This window comes from Haladaptatus marinus (genome assembly GCF_051194195.1).
Window position 1 is genome coordinate 151,182 of the sequence record NZ_JBLZNK010000006.1, and the last position, 22,787, is coordinate 173,968.

17 protein-coding genes are annotated in these 22,787 nt (G+C 48.5%); 14 read left to right on the forward strand and 3 right to left on the reverse strand.

Features of this window, described 5'->3' with window-relative positions; translation table 11 throughout:
* The first annotated feature begins 133 nt into the window (after positions 1-133).
* Entirely contained in the window at positions 134-589 is a 456-nt protein-coding gene (locus ACN2TU_RS20720) for a 5-methylcytosine restriction system specificity protein McrC (RefSeq protein ID WP_435158073.1), read from the forward strand.
* Here the strand turns inward: ACN2TU_RS20720 and ACN2TU_RS20725 are convergent.
* Positions 538-1,137: a hypothetical protein gene (locus ACN2TU_RS20725; protein WP_435158075.1), complete on the reverse strand. Its 600-nt coding sequence runs from the start codon at positions 1,135-1,137 to the stop codon at positions 538-540. The genes ACN2TU_RS20720 and ACN2TU_RS20725 overlap by 52 nt on opposite strands.
* A gap of 403 nt (positions 1,138-1,540) precedes the next feature.
* The gene (locus ACN2TU_RS20730; RefSeq protein ID WP_435158077.1) at positions 1,541-1,744 is read right to left on the reverse strand and encodes a hypothetical protein; all 204 of its coding nucleotides are present in this window, start codon (positions 1,742-1,744) and stop codon (positions 1,541-1,543) included.
* A 623-nt stretch (positions 1,745-2,367) separates the two neighbouring features.
* Here ACN2TU_RS20730 and ACN2TU_RS20735 point away from each other — a divergent pair.
* From ACN2TU_RS20735 to ACN2TU_RS20745, 3 genes are all read left to right on the forward strand, one after another.
* Positions 2,368-2,514 carry a hypothetical protein gene (locus ACN2TU_RS20735; protein ID WP_435158078.1) on the forward strand — a complete coding sequence of 49 codons (147 nt, stop codon included), beginning with the start codon at positions 2,368-2,370 and terminating at the stop codon, positions 2,512-2,514.
* Between the two features lie 1,133 nt (positions 2,515-3,647).
* Positions 3,648-7,169, forward strand: coding sequence for a CHAT domain-containing protein (locus tag ACN2TU_RS20740; protein ID WP_435158079.1), 3,522 nt, complete (start codon positions 3,648-3,650; stop codon positions 7,167-7,169).
* A 1,260-nt stretch (positions 7,170-8,429) separates the two neighbouring features.
* Positions 8,430-9,776: a hypothetical protein gene (locus ACN2TU_RS20745; protein ID WP_435158080.1), complete on the forward strand. Its 1,347-nt coding sequence runs from the start codon at positions 8,430-8,432 to the stop codon at positions 9,774-9,776.
* Between the two features lie 649 nt (positions 9,777-10,425).
* On the opposite strand, the gene ACN2TU_RS20750 is transcribed toward ACN2TU_RS20745, so the two are convergent.
* Positions 10,426-10,725 carry a hypothetical protein gene (locus ACN2TU_RS20750; protein ID WP_435158082.1) on the reverse strand — a complete coding sequence of 100 codons (300 nt, stop codon included), beginning with the start codon at positions 10,723-10,725 and terminating at the stop codon, positions 10,426-10,428.
* Positions 10,726-11,053: 328 nt separating this feature from the next.
* Between ACN2TU_RS20750 and ACN2TU_RS20755 the strand changes: the two genes are divergently transcribed.
* The 10 genes from ACN2TU_RS20755 (at position 11,054) to ACN2TU_RS20800 (ending at position 22,787) form a co-directional block, all read left to right on the forward strand.
* Positions 11,054-11,422 (forward strand): hypothetical protein, encoded by a 369-nt coding sequence (locus ACN2TU_RS20755; RefSeq protein WP_435158084.1) that lies wholly within the window; start codon positions 11,054-11,056, stop codon positions 11,420-11,422.
* 989 nt (positions 11,423-12,411) lie between these two features.
* On the forward strand, positions 12,412-12,906 hold the full coding sequence (locus tag ACN2TU_RS20760; protein ID WP_435158086.1) for a hypothetical protein: 495 nt from the start codon (positions 12,412-12,414) through the stop codon (positions 12,904-12,906).
* A gap of 386 nt (positions 12,907-13,292) precedes the next feature.
* Complete coding sequence (locus ACN2TU_RS20765) at positions 13,293-13,730, forward strand: hypothetical protein (protein ID WP_435158087.1); 438 nt, start codon at positions 13,293-13,295, stop codon at positions 13,728-13,730.
* On the forward strand, positions 13,727-14,059 hold the full coding sequence (locus tag ACN2TU_RS20770; RefSeq protein WP_435158089.1) for a hypothetical protein: 333 nt from the start codon (positions 13,727-13,729) through the stop codon (positions 14,057-14,059). The genes ACN2TU_RS20765 and ACN2TU_RS20770 overlap by 4 nt, the downstream gene beginning before the upstream one ends.
* Positions 14,056-14,460: a hypothetical protein gene (locus ACN2TU_RS20775; RefSeq protein ID WP_435158091.1), complete on the forward strand. Its 405-nt coding sequence runs from the start codon at positions 14,056-14,058 to the stop codon at positions 14,458-14,460. Before ACN2TU_RS20770 ends, ACN2TU_RS20775 begins: the two co-directional genes overlap by 4 nt.
* 259 nt (positions 14,461-14,719) lie before the next feature.
* Positions 14,720-15,949, forward strand: a complete 1,230-nt coding sequence (locus tag ACN2TU_RS20780) for a hypothetical protein (protein ID WP_435158092.1) — start codon at positions 14,720-14,722, stop codon at positions 15,947-15,949.
* Between the two features lie 144 nt (positions 15,950-16,093).
* Positions 16,094-16,546, forward strand: coding sequence for a TRAM domain-containing protein (locus ACN2TU_RS20785; protein ID WP_435158094.1), 453 nt, complete (start codon positions 16,094-16,096; stop codon positions 16,544-16,546).
* A gap of 950 nt (positions 16,547-17,496) precedes the next feature.
* Positions 17,497-18,564 carry a TAXI family TRAP transporter solute-binding subunit gene (locus tag ACN2TU_RS20790; protein WP_435158096.1) on the forward strand — a complete coding sequence of 356 codons (1,068 nt, stop codon included), beginning with the start codon at positions 17,497-17,499 and terminating at the stop codon, positions 18,562-18,564.
* A gap of 132 nt (positions 18,565-18,696) precedes the next feature.
* Positions 18,697-20,970: a TRAP transporter permease gene (locus tag ACN2TU_RS20795; RefSeq protein WP_435158098.1), complete on the forward strand. Its 2,274-nt coding sequence runs from the start codon at positions 18,697-18,699 to the stop codon at positions 20,968-20,970.
* A 248-nt stretch (positions 20,971-21,218) separates the two neighbouring features.
* Complete coding sequence (locus ACN2TU_RS20800; RefSeq protein ID WP_435158100.1) at positions 21,219-22,787, forward strand: long-chain-fatty-acid--CoA ligase; 1,569 nt, start codon at positions 21,219-21,221, stop codon at positions 22,785-22,787.

Here is a 22,787-nt window from a genome sequence, read left to right on the forward strand (position 1 = left end):
CAGGTTACCTTATCAAATTTTGTTTTTAATTAGGAGTGAAGTTGACGAGTGAGCTTCCACCTCTTATTGATGGTGGCAGGGAGAGTTCAACATTACTTTGCCGATCAAGACATAGATCACGCTGACACCGATTTTGAGCCCCGTATTAGAGCGTGTCGGGGTCACACGACTAAGCGAATACTATGTAGATCTACTCCAGCTAACCAAACCCGTTCAGCGAAGTATCTACGTTCGCGAGTTCATGACCAGCAAGCAGCGGTCTTTTGCCCTGTTGATCGATATGAACCAGATCTTTGAACGTGCTGTTGAGCGGGCAGTTTTTGAGGTGGTAGCGGAGCGAGACGGATGGAGTGTTGGGTCACAGATGACGACTCGGAACTTAGTCACCGATGGAAAACACAATGTATCTATTAGGCCCGATATCTTGATTCGTGATTCTGGCGGGGAGGTAGCGCTCGTGGGGGATGCAAAGTGGAAGCTACCCAGCTTTGAATCAAACAGTGCAACAGTGAACTGGTCCCAACTTACCTGTATTGGTTACTGGAATTTGCCATCACGCATCTCTTTTAACGGAGTTGGTTTCCAGTGAACTGCATCCTTACCCCTTTCTTCAATCAATTTATCGTACCACTTGCTATCTAGCTGTGGAGTTAGGCTATTCAGCTCGTTTTTCTTTTCTATTAATTCATCGCACCTTGCTTCAAGATCTTCATCCTTTTCTGAATTGTCCGGCAGTTTGATCTTCACCATCTTATCAAATTCAGAATATAAGTCATCATGGCACTGGCCAGCGTTATAATACTGAATATATTTCCGCTCAAAATCGCCAACGGCATCAACAAATGATAGCACACCGGTGACAAGCGAAAGCATAAGCGCAACAGGAGTGAAAATGTTTGGGAAAGCTCCTTTGATGGTTGCCAAGACAATGAACACGATAGATGCACTGACGACTGTCACTGCTAAATTAAGCCTCTTTGCCCACTTCTTGTAATAATCTGATGCCTTATAGTACTTTTCGTAATTTATATAGGTGTTATTATATTCTTTGAAAAACCAGTGATAGAGTCGAATACGACGCTTTGAGAATTCTAAAACTTTTTCTTGCTCATTCTTCGGTAGTTCCATTTTACCCATACATATAATTGTATACTTTTAACCTTTCTGGTGGTAATTACCATTAAAATACGGTTATTTTCTATAGGCCACCCTGCCTTCGAAGTTGTCTTCTCTCCAATCGTAAAATGGCTCATCCTCAACAGTGTAATAGTGGAATGTTCCATCTGAGAAAATCCTGTTACTGACTATCTGTGAAACCAGATTTGGATTCTCCTCAGATGGTTTACTTGTCCTGTTGTTTACAGATAATTGATGGGTGGATCGGAAAGAAAGTGCACTCAAAGTTAGTATGTAATACTAACCTTACCGCCAGCTTTAGGCCGAGAGACTGAATTGCACGAACAGAAACCCGGAGAGAGCACAGAACACGTAGTTCCGAATCCCAAGTTAATAGTATAAGTCAGCATCCGAGCTCGACCCGTCATCGGTCGTACTCCGAGTAGTACGCGCCACCAGAAGCACCGCCGTTCGGAAGATGATTCGGACGCTCGGGACAGTCGTATCCGTGACTCATTTCGAGGTCTTCGAGGGTACGGGTACAGCGAGCTCGGCAGGTCGAACGACGGAACTCGTTCTCGCATTCGAATGACCGCGCGTGGGAGGTGAGCAATTTCTCGGTGGACATCACCCCATCATCTCCTGGGCGAGTTCCAGTTCACGTTTGACCTGCTAGATGTCGGGATCGCTCCCGCAGTGCATGAGTGCTATGAGAGACAGGCGCGTGCAAACTCGTCGTCGCAGTGGCGGAGGATACTCACCAGCGTATCCTGATTCTCTTTCAACCAGCGCCGGGCGTCTTGGGGCGAGTCGAATCGGATCATCGGGAATCACTCATGGGATGGAAGCGAAATTACAATGAGATCAGTGAGACACTGGGTCCCTCTGACGACCTGGTCCCGATCTCGCAGTGGCGGTTGAGAAGAGAATGCAAGCTACCAGAAAAGAATGTCAGAGGGTGGAAACAATCACCGGTAGGAAAGACTACTGACCAGTAACCAGCAAAAGGGCACCCCAGACTGTCACACGAGAAAATTCAACTAGAGTGGCGTGAAGAGGGGCACCCCCACAGGTGGAGAGCCGGATGAAAGACAAGGTGGTCACGCCACACGAGAACGAGGGAAATGCGGACAGGAGGACAGTCCAGCCGAGGGCACGCAAGGTGAGATCTCGATGGCGAGACCGTGGGACAGTCAGACCGTGATGGGCCCAGAGGAAGACGACTGAGTAACAAAAGAGGACAGTCCAGCAATGCAACCATCAGGCCCGCAGAAGCGAGCAGACCGACAACAGGATAGCCACACTGCAAGGCGGCAAGCCACCAAGAGCAGCACCGGCCAGTGGGCCGCACAGCAGGAGGCTGCCAGCAACAGCAACGACACCCCTGAAATCGAGTGACGGCCAGCACAGAGGAGAATGGCCGTGATACCGTTGAGACAGTTACAGACGGGCGGAGTGGACCGTCGGCCTGCCGGGAGAGAGCGAAGAACCCGCTATGCGTCCCGCAGAGTCTGTCAGCCGGTGCTCCTGGTATGTGAGGTGCCTGTGAGCGACACAGGTCAAATCACTCTAGAAGCACTGACCGGGATGCCAGCTGCACGCACTGCCGGTGCCGGTGTTACTGCACGATCTGGGTGCCACTGATCGATACGCCACCTGGGTTCCGACCCAAGCGAACCATGGGGATGCCGTCTTCGGCGAGACACCGTATTTTCAGTGAGAGTGAATGCAACAGCCGATGGTCCAGCACGTAGGACTATCCAGCAATATAGCGCCGTGTGCGCCGACGGACACGTAAAAAGGACTGTCAAATCTGTCGACCAATACAGCCTAGATTCCAGGTGTGATCTCGTCTATGGGACTGTCCACTTTGGTGTCTGGACAAACTGAACGTCCAGCAGCGACGGCAGGACTGTCACTGGCAGCGACCCTGTGTGACTGTCTGCACTGCAGGGATTCACTTGAAAGAGGAGGTGTTTCACACCAGGGCGGGTACCCTGTTTCAGCCGACTGACTTCATGGGATGCAAGGTACTGTCTAGTTAAACGATTTTGCAGTAGAGTGGCGTTTTAGCGTCTGTAACGGGAGTAGCGAACGAACCACTTTGTCTCATCACGACTAGGTTTTCGGTGAAGGAACCGAATTCCGTCTTCTCACAGTACACCCGATCTCAATGTCAAGAATCAGATGCCTACGACCGATGGGAAAAACGTTGCCAATCGTACCGTTGTCGCTTGGTTTTCCTTATCTAGACAGTACCGGATGCAAGATTTTATAGGAGATATTATCCTACTGGGTTGGTGGCAGGCGTGGCTGGGAGAAACTAGAATTTTGGCTCGTCTCAACTGTTTAGTAGGACAGTAACGATGGTCAGTAGCTCAAACGCCATTAGTTGGTATGTGTATTCTGGCATCTCAGAGCATAATGTAAACTGCAAAAAGTATTTTGAAATATGTGAAAAATTCTATATAAGGATGCGTCGAAGTGCTCACTAGAGATTGAATTAACCGGTGCCTCATGAGGGGACGAGTATGATGGAAATTGACAATAACACAAAGGATCGAGTTGACAAAGCACAGAAAGTAGCTCTAGAAACAAATCAAGTCAAAGGTGAGAGATTACTTGACCAAATAGGTAAAGATATTCAAACAAATTTTTCATCAGTATCGAATGAATATATATATTATTTAGAAAGAAGATTGGATATCTATCTTGACTTGAAGCAATACTTTCTTGCAGAGGAAATTGCTACAGAGATATTAGGGGTCCGAGGCGAAGAACGGGAAGAAGAAGATGAACCTCTGCAGGAGCTCCTAGTCAAAATCCGATATATTTATATAAAAAACAAGAAATTCGAAAGCGCGAAAAATATTAACAAGAGAGTAATGGTGGTTTCTTGCCAAACTGATGACGACTTTAGCTTTGCTCTCGACATATCTGCATTAGCACTCATTCATAGCAACTTAGCCAAATATGATCATGCAGAACGACTCTATAAAACGGCGATACGTCGAATCAAACAATTACTCGGAGAACATAATAGTTCATTGTTTACTATTTATTCAAATTTACTAGACATGTATTTAGAAATTGGAGATCATAGTAAATCAGTTACTGTCCTTACTCAGGTAGAATCATTGCTAAATCAAAATGATAGGGAATTAGAATCATTAGGTAGTCATTTGCTACGACTCAGCGAATTTTACAGGTTGAGCGGAGATTTTGAAATATCGATCCAATACTGTCTATCCGGCCTTCGTAATCATTCAAAATCAAATGGGCAAGAAAGTATAATCTACGCAAGAGGTATTGGCATCCTTGGGACAATATATTCGGATATGGGCTATTACCAAATTTCCGAAAAGTTACACCAGCGGGCTCTGCACCTTCAAAATGAAATCCTTGGTGAAATAAATATGGAATCCCCCAGTACATTAAATAACTTAGGCTCTGTTAGCATGTCAAAAGGAAATTTCGAGCAGGCAGAATCGTTATTCCTTGAATCAATCAAGATGAGTTCAGAATTCAACTCATTCCATAATCCAACAGTAGAGACAGCAACGGGAAATCTAGCCAATCTCTATTTCAATAAAGGAGAGTACAAGCGAGCCGAGAAACAATACCGTCAATTAATTCGCAATTGGGAAAAGACTGAGCGTAAATCAGTAGATTATGGGATTGACCTCAGCAATTTTGCTCAGTTATATCTAATGATGGGGGACTCATCAACTGCTTTAGAATACTTTCAGAAAGCTCTAGATATTCATGTTGAACTCCTTGGTGAAAATCACCCAATCTGTGCAACAGATCTACATAATATTGCTATAACTTATATAAATGATTCTAGATACCAAAACCCACATGTTTCTGAATATATATTTAAAAAATCTATAAAAATAAAGAAGAAAATTCTTGGACCGTATCATCCATCAATTGCAGAGACACTTAGTCAATTAGCCTATGTATACTATAGTCAGAATAAATTAAGCAAGGCAGAGATCTGTTTAGAGCGTGCTTATATGATCCAGAAAAGGTTCAAAGGAGACCGTCATCCATATCATCAAGATACTGCAAAAATCATTAGCGCATTATCGTATGTCAAATTTGACCTTATGAATAGAGACAGATGGTGGGATATTTTTTCCAAATATGAAAGCTGGAGTCAAGAGCCAAATTTAGATGATCACCAGGCATCATACCAAGGACTTTATCATAGGCTTGGAATAGGTGAGGCTCTACCTCAAGAAGTAAATCAGGAGTCAAAAAGGTTGGCTAAGTTAGCGTTAGAAATTGAGCGAGAGGTCTTTGGCAATGATCATCAAAACGTCGCATGGAGTTTGATTCATCTCGCTCGGATTTCAGCTCTGGAGAAGAATCAGAGAGAGGCCGTAGAGTATCTTAAAGAAGCAGTATTAATCCTCAATAAAAATATCAGCCAAATACTTTCAATTCAATCTGATGAGAAGAGACTATCATATTTAGAAAGTAATAAAATTGCTACGGATCAGGTAATATGGCTGTCTATTAACTACTTATTAGATAACCGTGATGCACTCTCTGCTGTATATGATCTTGTACTTCACAGAAAAGGTATTGCCACAGAGGCATCCAAATTACAGCGTACTGCTATACTTGCAGGACGATATCCGCACCTTACTTTTAAGCTACAAAAATTAAATAAAATAAGTGATCAGATAGCCTTGAAAACTTTTCAAGGACCAAAGAATGAGTCTACGGTCGAGTATCAGAACACACTAAAGGAATGGGAAGAAGAAAAATATGAACTGGACGCAGAATTATCAAGAGAAATAGTAGAAAAAGAACTTGATGATTCATTTTTTAATTTAAACCCAATAACCATCAGTGGAGCCCTTCCACCAAAAACGATTCTTTTAGAATTCGTAGAATACGAAAGTATCAATGATCGTCAGTACGTAGTGTTTGTTGTAGATCCTGATAGTTCAGAATTGATTAAAGCAATACCTCTCGGGGAAGCAGATTCAATAGATGAGCTAATAAGAAAATATCTCGAAGGGACATATACGGGAAACTCTCTATTACAAAATCTATTTCAAGTCTATGGAATAAGACTAAGAGAGAAAATATTTGATCCAATTAACATCAATGGGTGTGAAAGGATCATCATTGCACCTGATAGTGATCTGCATACATTGCCATTTGAAATTCTTCCTGATGAGAAAGAATACTTAATAGATTCGTATAAAATATCATACCTAAACACAGGACGTGAATTGCTACCGGCTAAAAATAGTTCACCTTCAACCCCTTCTAAGCCATTAGTAATCGGTGCCCCAAACTACAATCTTGGGCTAAATACAAGCCCAAAAATAGAGTCAGATAATCCGTGGCAGACTATAAACATGATATTTAAACCGTTAAGTGGAGCCAAAAAAGAGGCAGATAAAATAGCTAAATTATTACATACAGACAAGATAGTCGGCAACGATGCACGAGAAAAGGAATTCAAACAGATTCTCTCTCCAAAGCAAATTTCCTCTCACCAAGGCTCGCCACAGATAATTCATATTGCAACTCATGGATTTTACCTTCCAATCGAAGATTTCCCGGGAAAGGAGCATAGAATAATAATGTCCTCTCCTATGCTTCGGTCTGGATTAGCATTTGCAGGCGCAAATACAGTTCTACAGGGAAGTTTCCCGGACAAAGAATTAGGAGATGGATTACTATCTGCCGAAGAAATTCTATGGTTGGATCTCTTAGAAACGGAACTAGTTGTTCTTTCAGCCTGTGGTTCTGGATTAGGTGATCGTCAAGTAGGCGAAGGTATCTTTGGGTTACGAAGAGCGTTCATTCTATCAGGTGTTGGGGTATTGGTAATGACTCTTTGGCCTATAGATGATAAGATTACCCAGAAGTTATTGGTAGAATTTTATGAGAATTTGAAAACAGGAGTTATACCAACCGATGCACTGCGTTCTGCACAATTGAAAATAAAATCGGAACATCCAGCACCTCTTCATTGGGGAGCATTTATTTGCCAAGGAAATCTAAACCAAATCAAAATAAATTAGTATTCATATACCCCAGGCATCCCTGACTCGACATCTTCAATTACTTCACTCCGTTCAACTATATCGATGAGATCGGAGCAACCGGCCTCTACCCAAAGATCGAGTCAAATGTGTAGTTAAGCCTCACTCTGGATACGGAACGAAGTGTATGATTACACTCACAAGTAATCTGGATCCGTTCTTTTCCCATACGGCCGCAGGTAAGAGCTAACCTCCCCTGATTAAGGCTGGACAGCCCACGAAGTGCTCTCATAAGAGAAGAAATCTGAGATCGTTACCGGCTTCGGCAATTATGATGCCGACGGCTTGATTACGCCCTACCATTGGATTGATCTCGACCTTCGCGACAAATAGATTGCGTCGGCGGAAGACATTGAAGCACTCGTAGCTTATTTCGTACACTCATGTACGCATATTGAGCGAGCTACCTCTACAAAGACCATCACCGCGCACAACCCCTCACCTCTACCTCGGTACAATTTCAGAGTATTAGCTCAGTGAATCCTCAACATCCCATACGACTGCGAGTTCCTCGCGCTCGAATACCAGACAAATCGGTAAGCAAGGTACCGAACCTAGGGCCAGTTGATCGAAGAGCGGATTCAAAGTGGAAACGCGAACCTGTTCATTGTACAAGACCATACGAGTTCCGGATTGACTATATCAAGATGATCGCGCCTGCCAATTGAATTGAAAGAATAGGATCAAAAATAAGGTCGTAGTAGGTGACGAACCGAGTCACGAGAGTTGGCGATCAATGCGATGACGACGATCGAGCATAAAGGATCGAGAAGGGAACTTGAGTGGTAATTCAAGTCCTTGATCTTGGAGAGCAGTCGGTTCACATCATCATCGTCATCTCCTACAGCAGGGGATGGTGAGCCGAGTATCCTCAACAATTCTCCAGACAATCTCGTCGGTCAGTACTTGCTTTTATCCAATGATCACACTATCGGGCAGATTACCAGACTGATCACTCAGCGCAACCCGCATTACTCTAAGACTCTCTCAGTGTGACTACCCTTCGTTGCATCCGACTTATCGCGACCGTGAGTTGATTCGGATCAATTACAAAGTCGGGGTCTATCTGAACGAGACCGGGGTTGGAAGTCATCGCTGGGACAGTGATGGCTGGTCGTTCGCCGCCATGGTATCGCTCTACAGTTTCACACTCAACAGACTCTAGATTAATATTTAGGTGCCCCACCGCACATTGTGCGATTGGCAAACATGTATATGTTCACTGAGCCCCTATATCTAATGATCCCAATGCCAAACAATGGATTTCTTTCAAGTGTAGAATCTGCAGAATTTTTCTCAGAAATGACTTCAGAGAGTGATTTTCCAAGCACGAGGAGATTACGTCAAGAAATCAACTATATAGAAGAATTAGCGCTACATACGGACGATCCTATAGATTATCTTAATTGTACATATTCTTGTATAATAGGAAATCTATTATCTTCCTCTGCTCAACCATCAAAAAGAGAAGTTGAAAAATTGATAAATGAATTTACGGATTCGATGATTGATTTAAGTACCCTTGAAAAGTGGGAGATAGTAAATGAAATATCCGTATTCAATACTAGAATTTTACTTAGTATCTCTATCGGATGCACCTCAATTATATTTAATAAATTTTTTAAGATAATTAATAAATTGTTTGAAAATATACTATCTAAATTGGTAGCGGAGCTTGATTCAGTATCATCACAACTGGGACGGAGCTTAATTCTCTCCCACTTACTTACTGAGATATATAATCACACAATTTATGGAGTGATTTCGTATAATGACGAGAAGGACGCTATAGATATGCTCGATATAGTATTTATCTCTGCGGATTCCATTGTAGAAAGTGAGATCTATAATATAATTGATGATGATAGCACTCAAACATTCAAACAGAAGAGTTTAGAACAAAAGCGTGACGAGTTCTTCAATAGTTTATACGTGAGAGCATTCGTGGGATTTATAGTAATAAATCATAATTTGCCGATTAGAAACAATACAAGAGACGAATATGAGAAACTTATTATACCAATTGCTAACTTTTTATCGCGTTCACAGACGTATGCGAAGAACCCAGATCAGGTTTGTATGCATATATTTGCTCGGGTGATTGCAGACCTGACAAGCTACCAAATCCAAGAAAAATATACTCCTTCCCCATCTAGTTCCCTCGTACCAAATACTCCTGATTTTGAAAATATAGTCATTGATCCCCCAGATGACCCACTTAGGAATGAAGATGATTTTCTTTGGTTAGATCCACTCCTACAACAAGCGGAACATTTTGCTCAAAAGTCACCGTATCCAGATGCGGTATATTCGTACATGTTTGCTCGATGTATTTCAAATTTTATCAATATTTATTCAGATTCTTCAATAATAAGCCTTGAAAATGAGTTTTTCCTTGAATTTATATATCCTCAAATACGAGAAATAATATGTAGAAGTAAAATTGCTGCTCACAAATCAACGGATCATCAAAAATTTTTGAGCAATATGTATGAGGGGATATTTAAATGCGTAGACATAGATGGGGATGTAAAACTAGAATGGGCAAGACTGTTGACTAAGGAATTAGCGGACGATTTAATGTGAGCGGCACTCCTAAGTGCTGTGTTTAGTGGTAACTCTCCAGTGCTTGATGGCTGTAATAGGCCTATAGGCAGTCAATCAACGCTCTGCGCTGGTCTGGCTGCCGTTCTAGGTTTCGTGGAACCGTTCGATTCACATTGTATACTTCTGGAGCAGTTTTTCGACGATATTGCGTTCGGAGTAGTCAAGATGGCCGTTGAGTTTGGTTCGTACGAGGACAGTGAGATACCCTATGCCACCGACAAGAAACATCGCGTCGTCGACGCGGTATTTCTCCTTGAGTTCGTCAAAAAGGTTTCAGCCAGATCTTGCCCCCGATTCGTCGAAAGTCTTGTCTGAAAGACTTTCGACTCCAAATCAATCACAGTGTACAACCACGTTTTTTGCTCATTTTCGAGCTGAATCTGTTTCTCATTGACCACTACTTGATTGGGTTCGACGGTGAACTCTTGCTCGTACTGCTCACGTAGAGCTGATATCAGTGGCGGATGGTCGCTCGGGTTCGGCTAATGAGGCTGCCGTAGCATGGGCAGCGCATGCTAGTCTGACCGATCAAGGTGGCGTGCGCGTCGGGTTACAAAATTTAAGGCCTTTCTTGTCAAGGTGAGAAGGAAGCCGATATTTTGAATCTAATTAAGACTTAAATTATAATTTACTTAGAATCTAAATCTACTTTTTGGACTTTAGGTTTTTTTCCAGTCTTCTTTTTCACATAGTCGATGCAGAACTCAGCAATTTCTTCACCGATTTTAGTTCCTGCTCCTGTCGCAATTGCTAGTAAAAAAGTAGTTTCGATTACACCAAATCGCTTAACAAGATCTCCATTTTCCGAATTATCTAATTCTGTTAAAATATTCTCTCCATATTTTTCCACGAGTTCAGCTTCGAGTCCTTCAAGCGCTTCTTTATCATCATACTCAACCGTTATTATTTCGCTGGCGGTTTGATCCATGCGTACCACGACAACGTGTCAGCTAATAACACTTACCGAGATATTTCTGACACATATTTTATTAGAAATATAATTCGTGATCGCTAACATAACCAGATCAACCGCTCCGGGGACGCAATTCCTGATAAACCACTTCTGACCACGACACTCATCTACGGCTTCGAATCAACTTGCCCGTGCATTCGTTTGGGAAGTATTTGAGCCGATCTTAACCGAGTCAATTGGTGGTGCGTCATACAGTTCGAGTAAGTCCCCAATTAAAAGAACAAATCGGAAGGGTAGCCGTCAGGTCGATTGTATTGTCGGTGACACAGCCTACGAGTTCAAGATGCGGGTGACGATTGCGGCCAGTGGCCAAGGGCGATTCGGTGAGGAACTTCAATTTGCAGAGGACGCCCATAATTCGGTTTATACTCCGGTATTGCTTGTTCTTGACCCTACGGCCTCTGCGAAGCTAAGGAAACTGTCGGAGGAGTTCCGAGATTACGGTGGGACGGCATATACTGGTGATGATGCATGGAATCATCTTGAAGAGAAAGCAGGGGACACTATGGCCGAATTTTTAGAGAAGTATGTGCGCGAACCTCTCTCACAGATTGATGAAAATAAAGGCCATTTCGAGAGCTTATCAATTGATCACGGGGAAGATGGTTCTGTGGTTGTTACTATAGGAGATAAAAATATCGAGCTTCGATAGTTCTTTGCTACTGTTTGTCACCCCGGAACCTCTTTACTAGACCCTTGACTACCAGTGCTGAATCAAAATATAACTGATCATTAAAATACAGTGGCACTGTCTAGTTTAGCTCCTCTTGACCTCAAGTTGGCTCAACTAGACAGCGCTAATACAGTAATAACTTTGTGACAGGAAAAATAACAATGATTAGCATTGGAGAGAGATACGACTTTGGAGACCTAATTGCCGGTATCCCGACATCGTTCGGAATCGGCAGTCTCACCGGAGTCGCAACCGGATCGATTTACGGGGTATCGCTCACAGATCAAGCATTAACACTAGTGGTGAAGTAGCAGGAGTTATGCGCTTCTAGTGGAATATCTGATAATATTGGCGAATTCACGCCGTTCATGATTCAAGTATCCTTCGTTTCATCGAATAGATACCTGTTTCACGTCCTCCGAGACTCGTTCTTCGTCTCACTATCTGCCGGTTTCTCTTATCTAGACAGTGCCCTCGCGAATTTTAGCCATTATTTCGAGGGTCTTCTTTCAATCGCCAGAAAGCGGTAGGCTCGTGAATATACTCAATACAATCACCAGCATAAAGTCGATCAAGACGCTTAGTAACTGTCGGTCGGGTAGAATTTGCAGCATCAACTAGATATCCAGTAGTAGCATATCCATCAGTCTCGTGAAAAGCATTCAAAATCCTATTCATAATCTCGTCGGTACGAACCGGCATGTGTTGATGGATCATTTTCGTACTATGGTCTTAGTACTAGCTACTAGTACTTGTCTTTACTCACCATAGTACTACTATGCTTTACGATTCGTTAATTTTAAGTGGGTCGGGATGTACTATCCAGCAAGGAGCGTGGAATGCCTTGCAGAAAGGCCGGTGGTAGGACACCGACCACGCTTCGCCACCTGACGAAGCATGACTAGCAATACCCTTTCCGTAGAAAAACGCATCGACTACCAACCACCCGTTTTCGGAGGACTCCACTAATGGCGTCCTTCGACGAGAAACCCAACGGTGGACTCCTCTCCCTCGAGGCCCAATTCGGCGCAAAAACCTTCCACCCGGTCAAGCGCCTCGAACCCACCTCCGAAACTGCCACTCAGGACCCAGACCAACCCACGCCCGACACCGACGAGCCAATCACCCGAGCGTACCTCGTCGAACTCCGCGTGGGCTTTCAAACCCGAACCAAGACCACCGACCAAGCGCCCTACCTGTACTGCATCTACGCCACGCCGGACTGCCAACGATTCTTCGAACGGCGTCTCCCGATCGAGTACGGCGAGGAGGGCTTCCAAATTCCCGAGGACACCGACACCTACCGGTCGGTCGCCACCACCAAAACGGGTAATCCACAGCTCCCTTCAACACCATCGGGTGAAACCCACGCCAAAACCCGCGCACACTACCAGCGCATCCTCGAACGGTGCTACGACATCGACGCCACCACCCGCACCACACCAACCGAGGTGCGCGCGTAGATGCACCCCACCGAACGCCCCCGCCGGAGAGCACTAGCTGTCGACACACGAACCCTCGACAACCCATCAGTGAGCCAGCACGGTTTCTTGTCAGAATTGGCACTTATGTGCGTAAACTATTTCTCCCTAGTGGGGAACTTGCAACCAAGGCAAAACAGCCCGAAACGCCAGCGGGCGTATCCTTATCGACGAAAACGCGGCCACGACGTACCGTACTCCAAGAGCACCAGCCAACCGCAAACTCAACACACCTGGTTCCACCACATGAAACTCACATCACGGAACCCCAGCAAGCGACGACGACTCCAGCCCGATCGCTACAACCCCAGCAAACCCACGGCCCTCGCCACTCCTGTCGAGCAGCCATACCAGTGGAGGCGAGTGTAATGGCCCACTACGATTATGAGCCACCGCGAACGCCAGCACAGCATACCGACCACGAGTGGTCACTAGACGACGAAATCACGGAAGACGAGATCGCAGAGACGTTCCAACAGTGCTCCCATTGCGGCACATTCATCGTTCGATGCAACGGCTCACACTCCTGTATCCCAGCCGAATACGAGCCCCATGCAGACGAGCCGGAACGTCGCCGTCGCATCGAGACCAACCCCTTTCCCGACGACGATCAGGTGCTTATGCTTGACAAGCCGACGAGCAGGGCGTACGCCTACCACGAACCCAACAACAAGAACAAACCACTCTGTTGGCCCAACACTGATGACTCATTCGTCACCCTCGCACGAGCAAAAGCACACGACCAACTCCAAGCGCCCTGTCAGCGCTGTGAACGCATCCGCGAAAAACAGGAGGCAGACCGATGACCGACCAAGAGACTGTTCTCGCACTCGAATGCGCAGACCCGATCCAGATCCACACGGAAAAGCGCACAATCACGGGCGTGGTCTACCAGTGCGACCATTCGGAACCCGAACTCACCTGTCGTGGCCCTGAACCCGGCGAGCACGTCCTGTACGTCGCCACGCCAACCCACGATTGCTACCGACTCCAGTACAGCTACTACAACGAGATTGAACACACCGAGGCTACTCTCGAGCGATACGATCTGACTCCCACTGGTCGGTACACCTGGCTTCGGACAGGTGCGTGTATCGAATCCATCACCAACCCAAAAGGAGGTGGGCAGGCGTGAGTACCAACCAGCGCTCGATCGTTCCGAAACCACTGAATCCACGCGATGCCGACGCACTCACCAGACGCCTCTCGCCGGGTGATCGCGTTCGTATCACGACCACGGAGTTGCCACGGACGATTTGCACCGTCAAAGCAACGAAGACATCGACACGCTGTGGGCCACACCTCGTCCTGACGGCTCCGCCGATTACCACGACGGCACAGGACGAGATTCAGCAACCCACCTTTCACTGCACCAGTCACCCCGATTCTGCCATGACTGTTCTCGAGTATCTCCACACTCCGACTGCCACTAGGTCTCGTTGTATTGGTTCGCTCACTACCATTGCCCACCTGCCGAATTTGTCCACGCCAACAGAGGACACTGGGGCAACAGTGGAGGTGGATGCGAATGAGTAACACCATCATTTCCGGAGCGTCCAGTACCCTCAATGGCGAGGGTTCGATCTGTGATTTCCTCGAGCACGTCCAGCGATTCGTCGCATTTCAGCTACCGTTGCAAGACGAACCAGCAGAATTCACAGCCAACAGTATTACCATAGAGTCAAACTTTGTAGTAACATCGAATAGTCACACTCCTGCGTCCGGAGTCGAGCCCAACGAATTCACGATACGAACACTGATCAGCGGCGGTGGTTCTGTGGGAGGTGACCGATAGATGGCGGCAACTACCGACTCAGTCACGCAACCACACCATCCCCAACGCTCTCAGCCCAAAAACGTCCAGAAAACCTTCTGGACGGATGGTCAGGGAAACGCCCAACTCGATGCACTCGCCGCACTCAATGACTGCTCGCAGGGTGCACTCCTTCGATCACTTGTTGACGAGGCCTTCGCCGAGCAGTTCGACGACCTCGATCCAAGGTATATCGACCAAGATCGAGTGTCCGTCGAGGATCTCCAGGCGCTTGCGAACGATGAGATCACCGTCGACGAACTGGAGTTGAGTGCCGACACACCCGAGCCCGTCGCGGAATACGAATCGGACTCGTACTACCTCACAGTCACACCCGACGACCTCGCTGAACCGGGATCAGAACTCGAGTGGGAAACACTCCGCGATGCCGTCGCAAATCCTGAAGACGGTGGCTACTGGAATGACGACCTCGAAATCCACGAGAGTCGAGTTGACGAGACGACGCTGAAAGCCAGCCACCGTTCTGCCGCCCGCATTCTCACCGGTCTTGCTCGCGCGAAAGCGTACGAGAACGGCATCGTACCGCAGGACACGATCGACGAACTCGTCGAGGAGCACTGTCTGCATCTCACCAATCGCGTCACGGACGACGAACAGGAACGTGGAAAAGCGCATATCCGTGAAACGTATACCAGTCTCGTGGCAGACCACTTGTACGAGAATCCGTCACCGACCGCGAAGTCCTACTACTGCACCAAGTCACAACTCCAAGAGAGATTGCAAGCCGAAGTTGACACCGCTCACCGGCTGGCCCAGCAGGCCGACACCATCACCGAGTTTGAGACGTGGAAACGGAACGAAGAACGGAAACAAGAACGAGCGGGCCACACGAGTGTTAGCAACCCAGAAGACGAGACGACGCGAGAACAGTGGTTCTTTGATCTCCACCAGTGGGTGACCGAGATTCTGCAAGCGAAACATATCGGTCGCACGTATGCCACGGAACTTCGACGGGATGAGTATGACATTCCCACTCCGAACACGGGCGATGAGACTGATCTGAACGCAGATCGCGATGGAGAGAACGCGTCGGGAGCTGGTGAAGACGACACACCGGCAACGGCGTTCGACGCACTCTACGAACATCTACATACTGCGCGGAGAGCGTTCGGCACCCTCTCGGCGGACGTGAAGGCCGAGGTCATCGACGGCCTCGACGATGCGTTGCTCGCCGCCGCTCGGCCAAACTAACGAGCACCACAACAGTGATCGCCTGCGGTCGATAGCGATAGCTTTCTCACTCCAATTGCCGAGGTACCTCTCAAACCCGTATTGTCGCCTCCAGTGGCAGATACAAACACAGATTCTTGTATGTACAGAATAATTCGTAGGTAGATGGAAATTCCCGACGAACTACGCTGTCTGTTTAGTAGCGAAGTCGAAGCAGAGGATGGATCGTACACGCTCACAGTGCCAAGCCGAGAAATTGAAGATGGCGACATCCAGCCGGACAGTGCATACCGTGTGGCGATACTGAAACAGCCGTCATCAGCGGACAGCTCAGCGCGAGAGACAGAATCCTCGACTACATCACCGTCGACACGCCAGGAACGGAATCAAGACCAACAGTCGAATCACTCAACAGCCCCAGTTGAAGAGGGCGACCGCCGAACAGTCGAAATCGAAGACGTTGGTGAGCAAGGCGATGGTATCGCCCGCGTCGAGCGCGGCTACGTGATTATCGTGCCCGACACGGAGAAACGCGACCGAGTCACCATCGAGATCGCCAATGTCACGCCAACCGTGGCCTTCGCTGAGGTCGTCGAACGAAAAGCCTACTACGAGTAGTCTCTCTGCTTGGTCTCTCACCGTTTCCACGATTGTTCAATCACGGTTTTCGTAATGCCTAGCTCGAAGAAACAGCGATTTGCAGTCGAACAGGAGAGACGGATCCAGACCAGCCGTCGCTGTACAACGAGGACTCTTACATGCGCCCGGCCCACCTGACGACATTTCGACGGGAGTGATATCACTCGGCGAATTCTCGTCCAGCCGCGAAACTCAATTCTTTAGAAAATCGCGCTCTCGATGCAACGAAACACCACCCGAACGGAGTGATATCACAATCGTCGATCTTCTTCTCGTCCACACGATTCCAACAAACCTGTCCGGTCGATGAAACCGAAGACGGTTCTCACGGTGGACAGCGACACGAAGACACGCAAACCACGAACGGACACGAACCACCGAAGAAACACGCTGTTCCGGACGACCACGAGTCGTCCGTCACTTCAAGAGGTTTCGTGCGGACTTCTAGACTACATAGCTATTTAAAATTTTCTCCAACTGTAAGCGATTTAATTTTGTTTAGTTGCTAGCTTTCGTGGTTTTTCTTCCGTGTTGTTGATGAATCGACGTCTCTATTCGTCGGGTTCGACCCTACACCGATACGAGTGTGAGAGAAAGTTGAACGACGAGAACTCGATTGATTGTGATATCACTTCGATCCGGCATTTTTATTAAATATTCTAACAACTTGAACCGTCGTCAGAATCAAGAGAAGTAACGACTCTACTCCAATCCAGACCGTTGAAACAATAACAAATTCTCCCGCCATCGAGGATTAATTGAGCAGGGTGCTGTCGGACAACGTCGGTAATCGACGTTTCTGTATTGGTCATAGCCGATATATGAGAAGAGATGGAAATATATCGCCAAGATAATAGTCTTATTGTGTAAAAATTTAATATATGTATACCATAGAAGCATATTTAACATGAGGGCAATACTAGTTTGGTATGCATGATCATGACAGATCTCCGGATGTGCCGAGACGAACGTTTCTCAAACGCTCGGCCGGAGTTACCGGGGCGGCAGGACTAACAGGACTTGCTGGCTGCTTTGGAGACGAAAATAAAACTGGGGGTAGTTCGAAGCAACCCGGAACGAACGGCAAGATGGTAATGAAAACTGCCTCTGAGACGACGTCAGCCTACTCAATGAGTCAGGTTATCGCCTCGGCCGTCAGCCAGAACTCGAAGGTCTCGGTTGACGCTAGGCCGAGTCAGGGAACAAATCGAAACGTCTCAGAGGTCATCAATGGGAAGACGGAGATCGCGTACATCCAGAATTGGACGGCAAACAAAATACGACAGAACGAGAAGCCGTTTAAGAACCTCGAACACCAGCCGTACCAAGTATTTCACTTATATGACCTGGCATGGTTCCTCGCGACGGCGAACGACGGCTGGAAGAGCGTGAAGGACATCAAGGCCGAATCCGATGTTTCACCAACCCCAAAGGGATCCGGCACTGCGGAGATGCTCGAACATGCACTGAACTCCGTATCGGGCGATTACAAAAGAACCAGCGTCAGCTACAGTGACCAGGCGGGTGCGATGAGCGAGGGGCGACTGGATGTCGGTGCCGCGACCTATGTTAATCTCTCCATCGAGCCGGGATGGCTCCAGCAAATGAAAAGCACGGTCGGCCTCCGCGTGCTTAATTGGCCAGATAATATCGTCAAGAAACTTGAAGACGACCCGGCTATCGTCGTCTCTGACATCGATATGAGTCAGTTCGACAACTACGCCTACAAACCCGAGAAGCTCAGCACCCCAACGCTGGCATACAATTTCATCGTTCGTGACGATCACGACTACGACACGCTCTATTCATTCCTCGAGGCGCTGTGGGCACAACGCAAGAAACTCCAGAAGCAGACGAAGCTCCTCGAACCGTTGGCAACACGTGACGCCTGGGTAAAGAATGCGTACACTGACTTCCCGTTCCACCCCGCAGCTGCCGATTTCTACGAGGAGAAAGGCATTTGGTCAGAAGACTTCCAGCGCGGAGAAAAACCGTAACGAGACGCCACAATAGCACAACACGATTCCCCAGTAATGAACGAAACTACCGACGACTCGATGACCTCCCCTCGCAGTCTGCACGAAACTTTCGTCGCACGTTCGATACCAGAGAAGGTTCTATTGTCAACTGTGCTTCTTTTTGCGGTTGGGTTGACATCCTACACCATCTACTACGCCTGGGCCCGCCCCTTCCCACAAATCATCCACGGCATGATCTTCCTGCACTTCGGACTCGCCCTGTACTATCTGCACCTCGCCTTTGAGCGAATGACAGAGGGCCCATCAGTGGTAGACGGATCGATACTGAGTCGAGTGAACGAATCCATTCAGCAACGCTACGCCCAGCTTGATACTGTCGTGTGTCTCATAATGGCGACTCTCGCGGGAATTACGGGCTACTACTTTGTAACAGAGTACGGACGACTGACGGGCGACGCAATACTGCTTGGATATTCGAACACCGATCTTACCTTAGGGCTTATCGTCGTTGTGATGATTCTTGACGCCACACGTCGTGCCTACGGGTGGTCTATCGCACTAGTAGGAGTCATCTCTATCTTGTACGCGCTGTATGGAGCGTATTTCCCAGGATTCCTCAATCACACCGGTTTAGGGCTGCGAGACGTGACCCTGTACGGTGCAACTCAGGTCGAGCGCTCCGGAGTGTACGGGTTCATCACCCAAGCCGGCGCGAAGTACGTGGCCATCTTCATCATGTTCGCTGGTCTATCGAGGGCCTACGGCATCCTAGACGTTATCCTCGACTTGAGTCAGCGACTCGGGAAACGGCTCCGAAGCGGCATCGTCCACGTCGCCGTCGTCTCGTCGATGGCGATGGGGTCGATCACCGGTAGTGCAGCGGCCAACGCCGCAACAACCGGGAGTTTTACCATCCCGATGATGAAACGCCAGGGTGTACGAGAGGACTTTACCGCCGCTATCGAAGCAGTGGCTTCGAGCGGCGGGCAGATCATGCCACCGGTCATGGGCGTCGCTGCCTTCCTGATGGCTGATTTTATCGGTGTTCCCTACGTCCGCATCATTCAGGCTGGGCTCTTCCCCGCACTCTTGTTCTATTTCAGCGTGGCAATTGCGGTTCAATTCGCGGTACTCCGCTACGGGTGGACCAGTGAAAAAGATGAGAGCACCGGCGGGTTGCTCGAGGTCACCTTCAGCAAGGGTGCGCTTTTGGTTGCCGTCTACTTCGCCCTCTCTGTCGGCGCGTTCTACATAGCACGTCAGGTTTTGACGCTCTCGCTACTCGTCGCGGGTATCGTTACTTTAGTGGTGCTCCTCTTCAGTCGATACGTCCACGGCGTGGCCTCCGGTTCGGACGAGGGTGGCTGGTCGGAACTGCAGACCGCCGTCGCGAGGTTTTGTCAGGGTCGATATTTCCTCATCCCGATGGCAGTACTCGTCTACGCGTTGGCCGTGATGCAGCTGTCGGCACTCGCAACCGGTTTGTACACCGTGTTGACACTCATCGTTGTCATGTACATCCGTGACCTTACTCTCCTGTTGACAACCGGCACGTCCGACGACGCGTGGGTGGTCGCTGGCTACGACGGAGAGGTAAGCGACTTTGGCTCGACCGTATCGACCGTCCCACGACAGTTGTGTGCCACGACGATAAAGACCCTCCGCGGGTTCAAACAGGGTGCGCTCGACATGGCCCCGCTTGTCGGTGTGCTTGCAGCAATGGGCGTTATCATTAAAATGCTCACCCAGACCGGTCTTTCTGGAAAAATCAGCCTCCGTATGGTCGCACTGGCTAGTGGAATTCTCGTCATCGCGTTATTCCTCGCAATGGTCACGAGTATCCTGTTCGGGCTGGGAATGCCAACTCCAGCCGCCTATGTCTTGGTAGCGGCTCTCCTGACTGCGCCGCTCCAGGAACTCGGCGTCACGGAGATCACTGCGCACCTATTCGTGTTCTACTTTGCGATGCTTTCGGCGATAACGCCGCCGGTCGCCGTCGGGGTGGCCGTTGCCTCGCGTATTGCCGACAGCGGATTTCTTGTCTCAGCCAAGCAAGCGCTTCGAATCGGTGCCGCCGGGTTCCTTATCCCATTCGCACTTGTTGCGAACGACAGCCTCGTCAACTGGACTGTTACTGGGACGCCAATCGCCGTTTTCTGCGTCTTCATCGGCACTGTCGCGTTAACGGCCGTCACCATTGGGTTCGATGGTCAGCACGTGCTCCAGCTTCCGCATCGGCTCGTATACCTTGCGCTGGCATTGGGATCGATGTATGGACCAGCACTCTCTCAGTTTGTCGGTGGTGGCGTCGCGACGACGGTTCAGCTCGCGACGGCACTACTCGCTCTTTTGGGGCTGAGCCTCGCTCACATAGACCGACTCCCGAGTGTTATCACACCAAGAGCAGAAGCTGGAGACCGCTGAGGACTCGCTTCGTCGAGTTCGCGTTCGTCCTTTATTATCGATAAATATCGCTTGATAGTGGCTGCCACGTATAGCCGGACAATGACCTGTTCAGAGGTCATCCTCTGTTACTGGGTCTGAACCGATTCGTGTTCTCGTCAACCGTGTCAACCGCATGACCAACATCCCCCACCACGAGGTCACCCGTGCCATTATGTTCGAACAATCGGGAAGCTTTTCTTCTGAGGTCGAGACTATTCGATAATATCATGACGAATCTTGTTACAACGCTTGCCAATACGGTTGAGTCTATGCCTGACTCGGTGGCCATCTCGTTCGACGGTAATGAGGTGACCTATGAGACCTTATGGAAGCGAACAGGGCAGTTTGCGGCTGCTCTTTCCAACCATGGGATCGGTGAAGATGACCGGATCGCCGTCTATCTTCCCAATCTCCCGCAGTTCGTGACGGCGTTCTATGGTGCGCTTCGCAACGGATGTATCGTGGTTCCCATGAACCCCCAGTACAAGGTTCAGGAGATTAGTCATCTCCTCGCCGACAGCGGCGCAAAAGCCGTCGTGACGCTTTCCGAGAACGTCGAAGCGGTTACTGAAATTCAGGCAGATACTGACGTTGAAAGGATCGTCACCGTCGGCGAGATTGTCAGCAATGGGACGGAGTTCGAGTCGTTCTTGGCCGACGAAACGAAAGAAATCGTCGAACGAAACGACGATGACATTGCTGTCCAGCCCTACACGTCGGGAACCACAGGATCCCCGAAGGGAGTTCTCCTTACCCACCACAATCTTGCATCCAATACACGATCGAATATGGAGTTATTAGATCCGCCCATTGGCCCAGATGACCGGCTCATCGGGACGCTCCCACTGTTTCACATTTATGGGATGTCTGCTGTCATGAACGCTGCCATGTTCACGGGTGCGACGTACTACCCGGTCGCAGAGTGGAATCCTCAGGAGGTTTTCGACTGTATTGATACAGATGGTATTACCGTCATGTACGGTGTTCCGGCAATGTTCAATGACATGATTAACCAGCCCAATGCTGATGATGTTGACCTCTCGTCACTTCGATTTGTTAATTCTGGCGGCTCCAGTCTCCCACTCGAGGTTCTTGAGCAGTTCGAGAAGCTATTCGATACCGAGTTGTTCGAAGGCTACGGCCTGACCGAGACCAGTCCAGTCACTCATGCGAACCGGCCAGGTGCCCGCCGGAAGGGCAGCATCGGCCAACCGATCGAGGCGGTCAACGCCAAGATCGTTGACCAACAGTTCAAGGATCTCCCACGTGTCGCGGAAGGGCCGGTCGACGAGGATACGGTCGCACTCGAAGATGTGGTCGGCGAACTAGTTGTCTCCGGACCAAACGTGATGGCAGGCTATTATGGTTTGCCCGAGGCCAACGATCGTGCTTTTACTGCGGCGGACGGGACACGATGGTTCCATACGGGAGATCTCGGTTACTGGGACGAAGACGACTACTTCTACATTGTCGACCGTGAGAAGCACGTGATCATTACTGGTGGCTACAACGTATACCCTCGCGAGGTTGAGGAAGTTCTCTACGAACACGAGGCGGTCGGTGAGGCGGCAGTGATCGGTATCGAGGACGATCGTCGTGGCGAGACAATCAAGGCACTCATCGTCCCAGCACCCGGCTCTGAACCGGGCATTGATGTGACCGAAAACGAGATTCGCGAGTACGTTCTCGCCAACTTAGCCGAGTATAAACACCCCCGTATCATCGAATTCTGTGAGGAACTGACACGAACGACAACCGGCAAGGTTCAAAAATATGCACTCCGACAGAACGAGTGA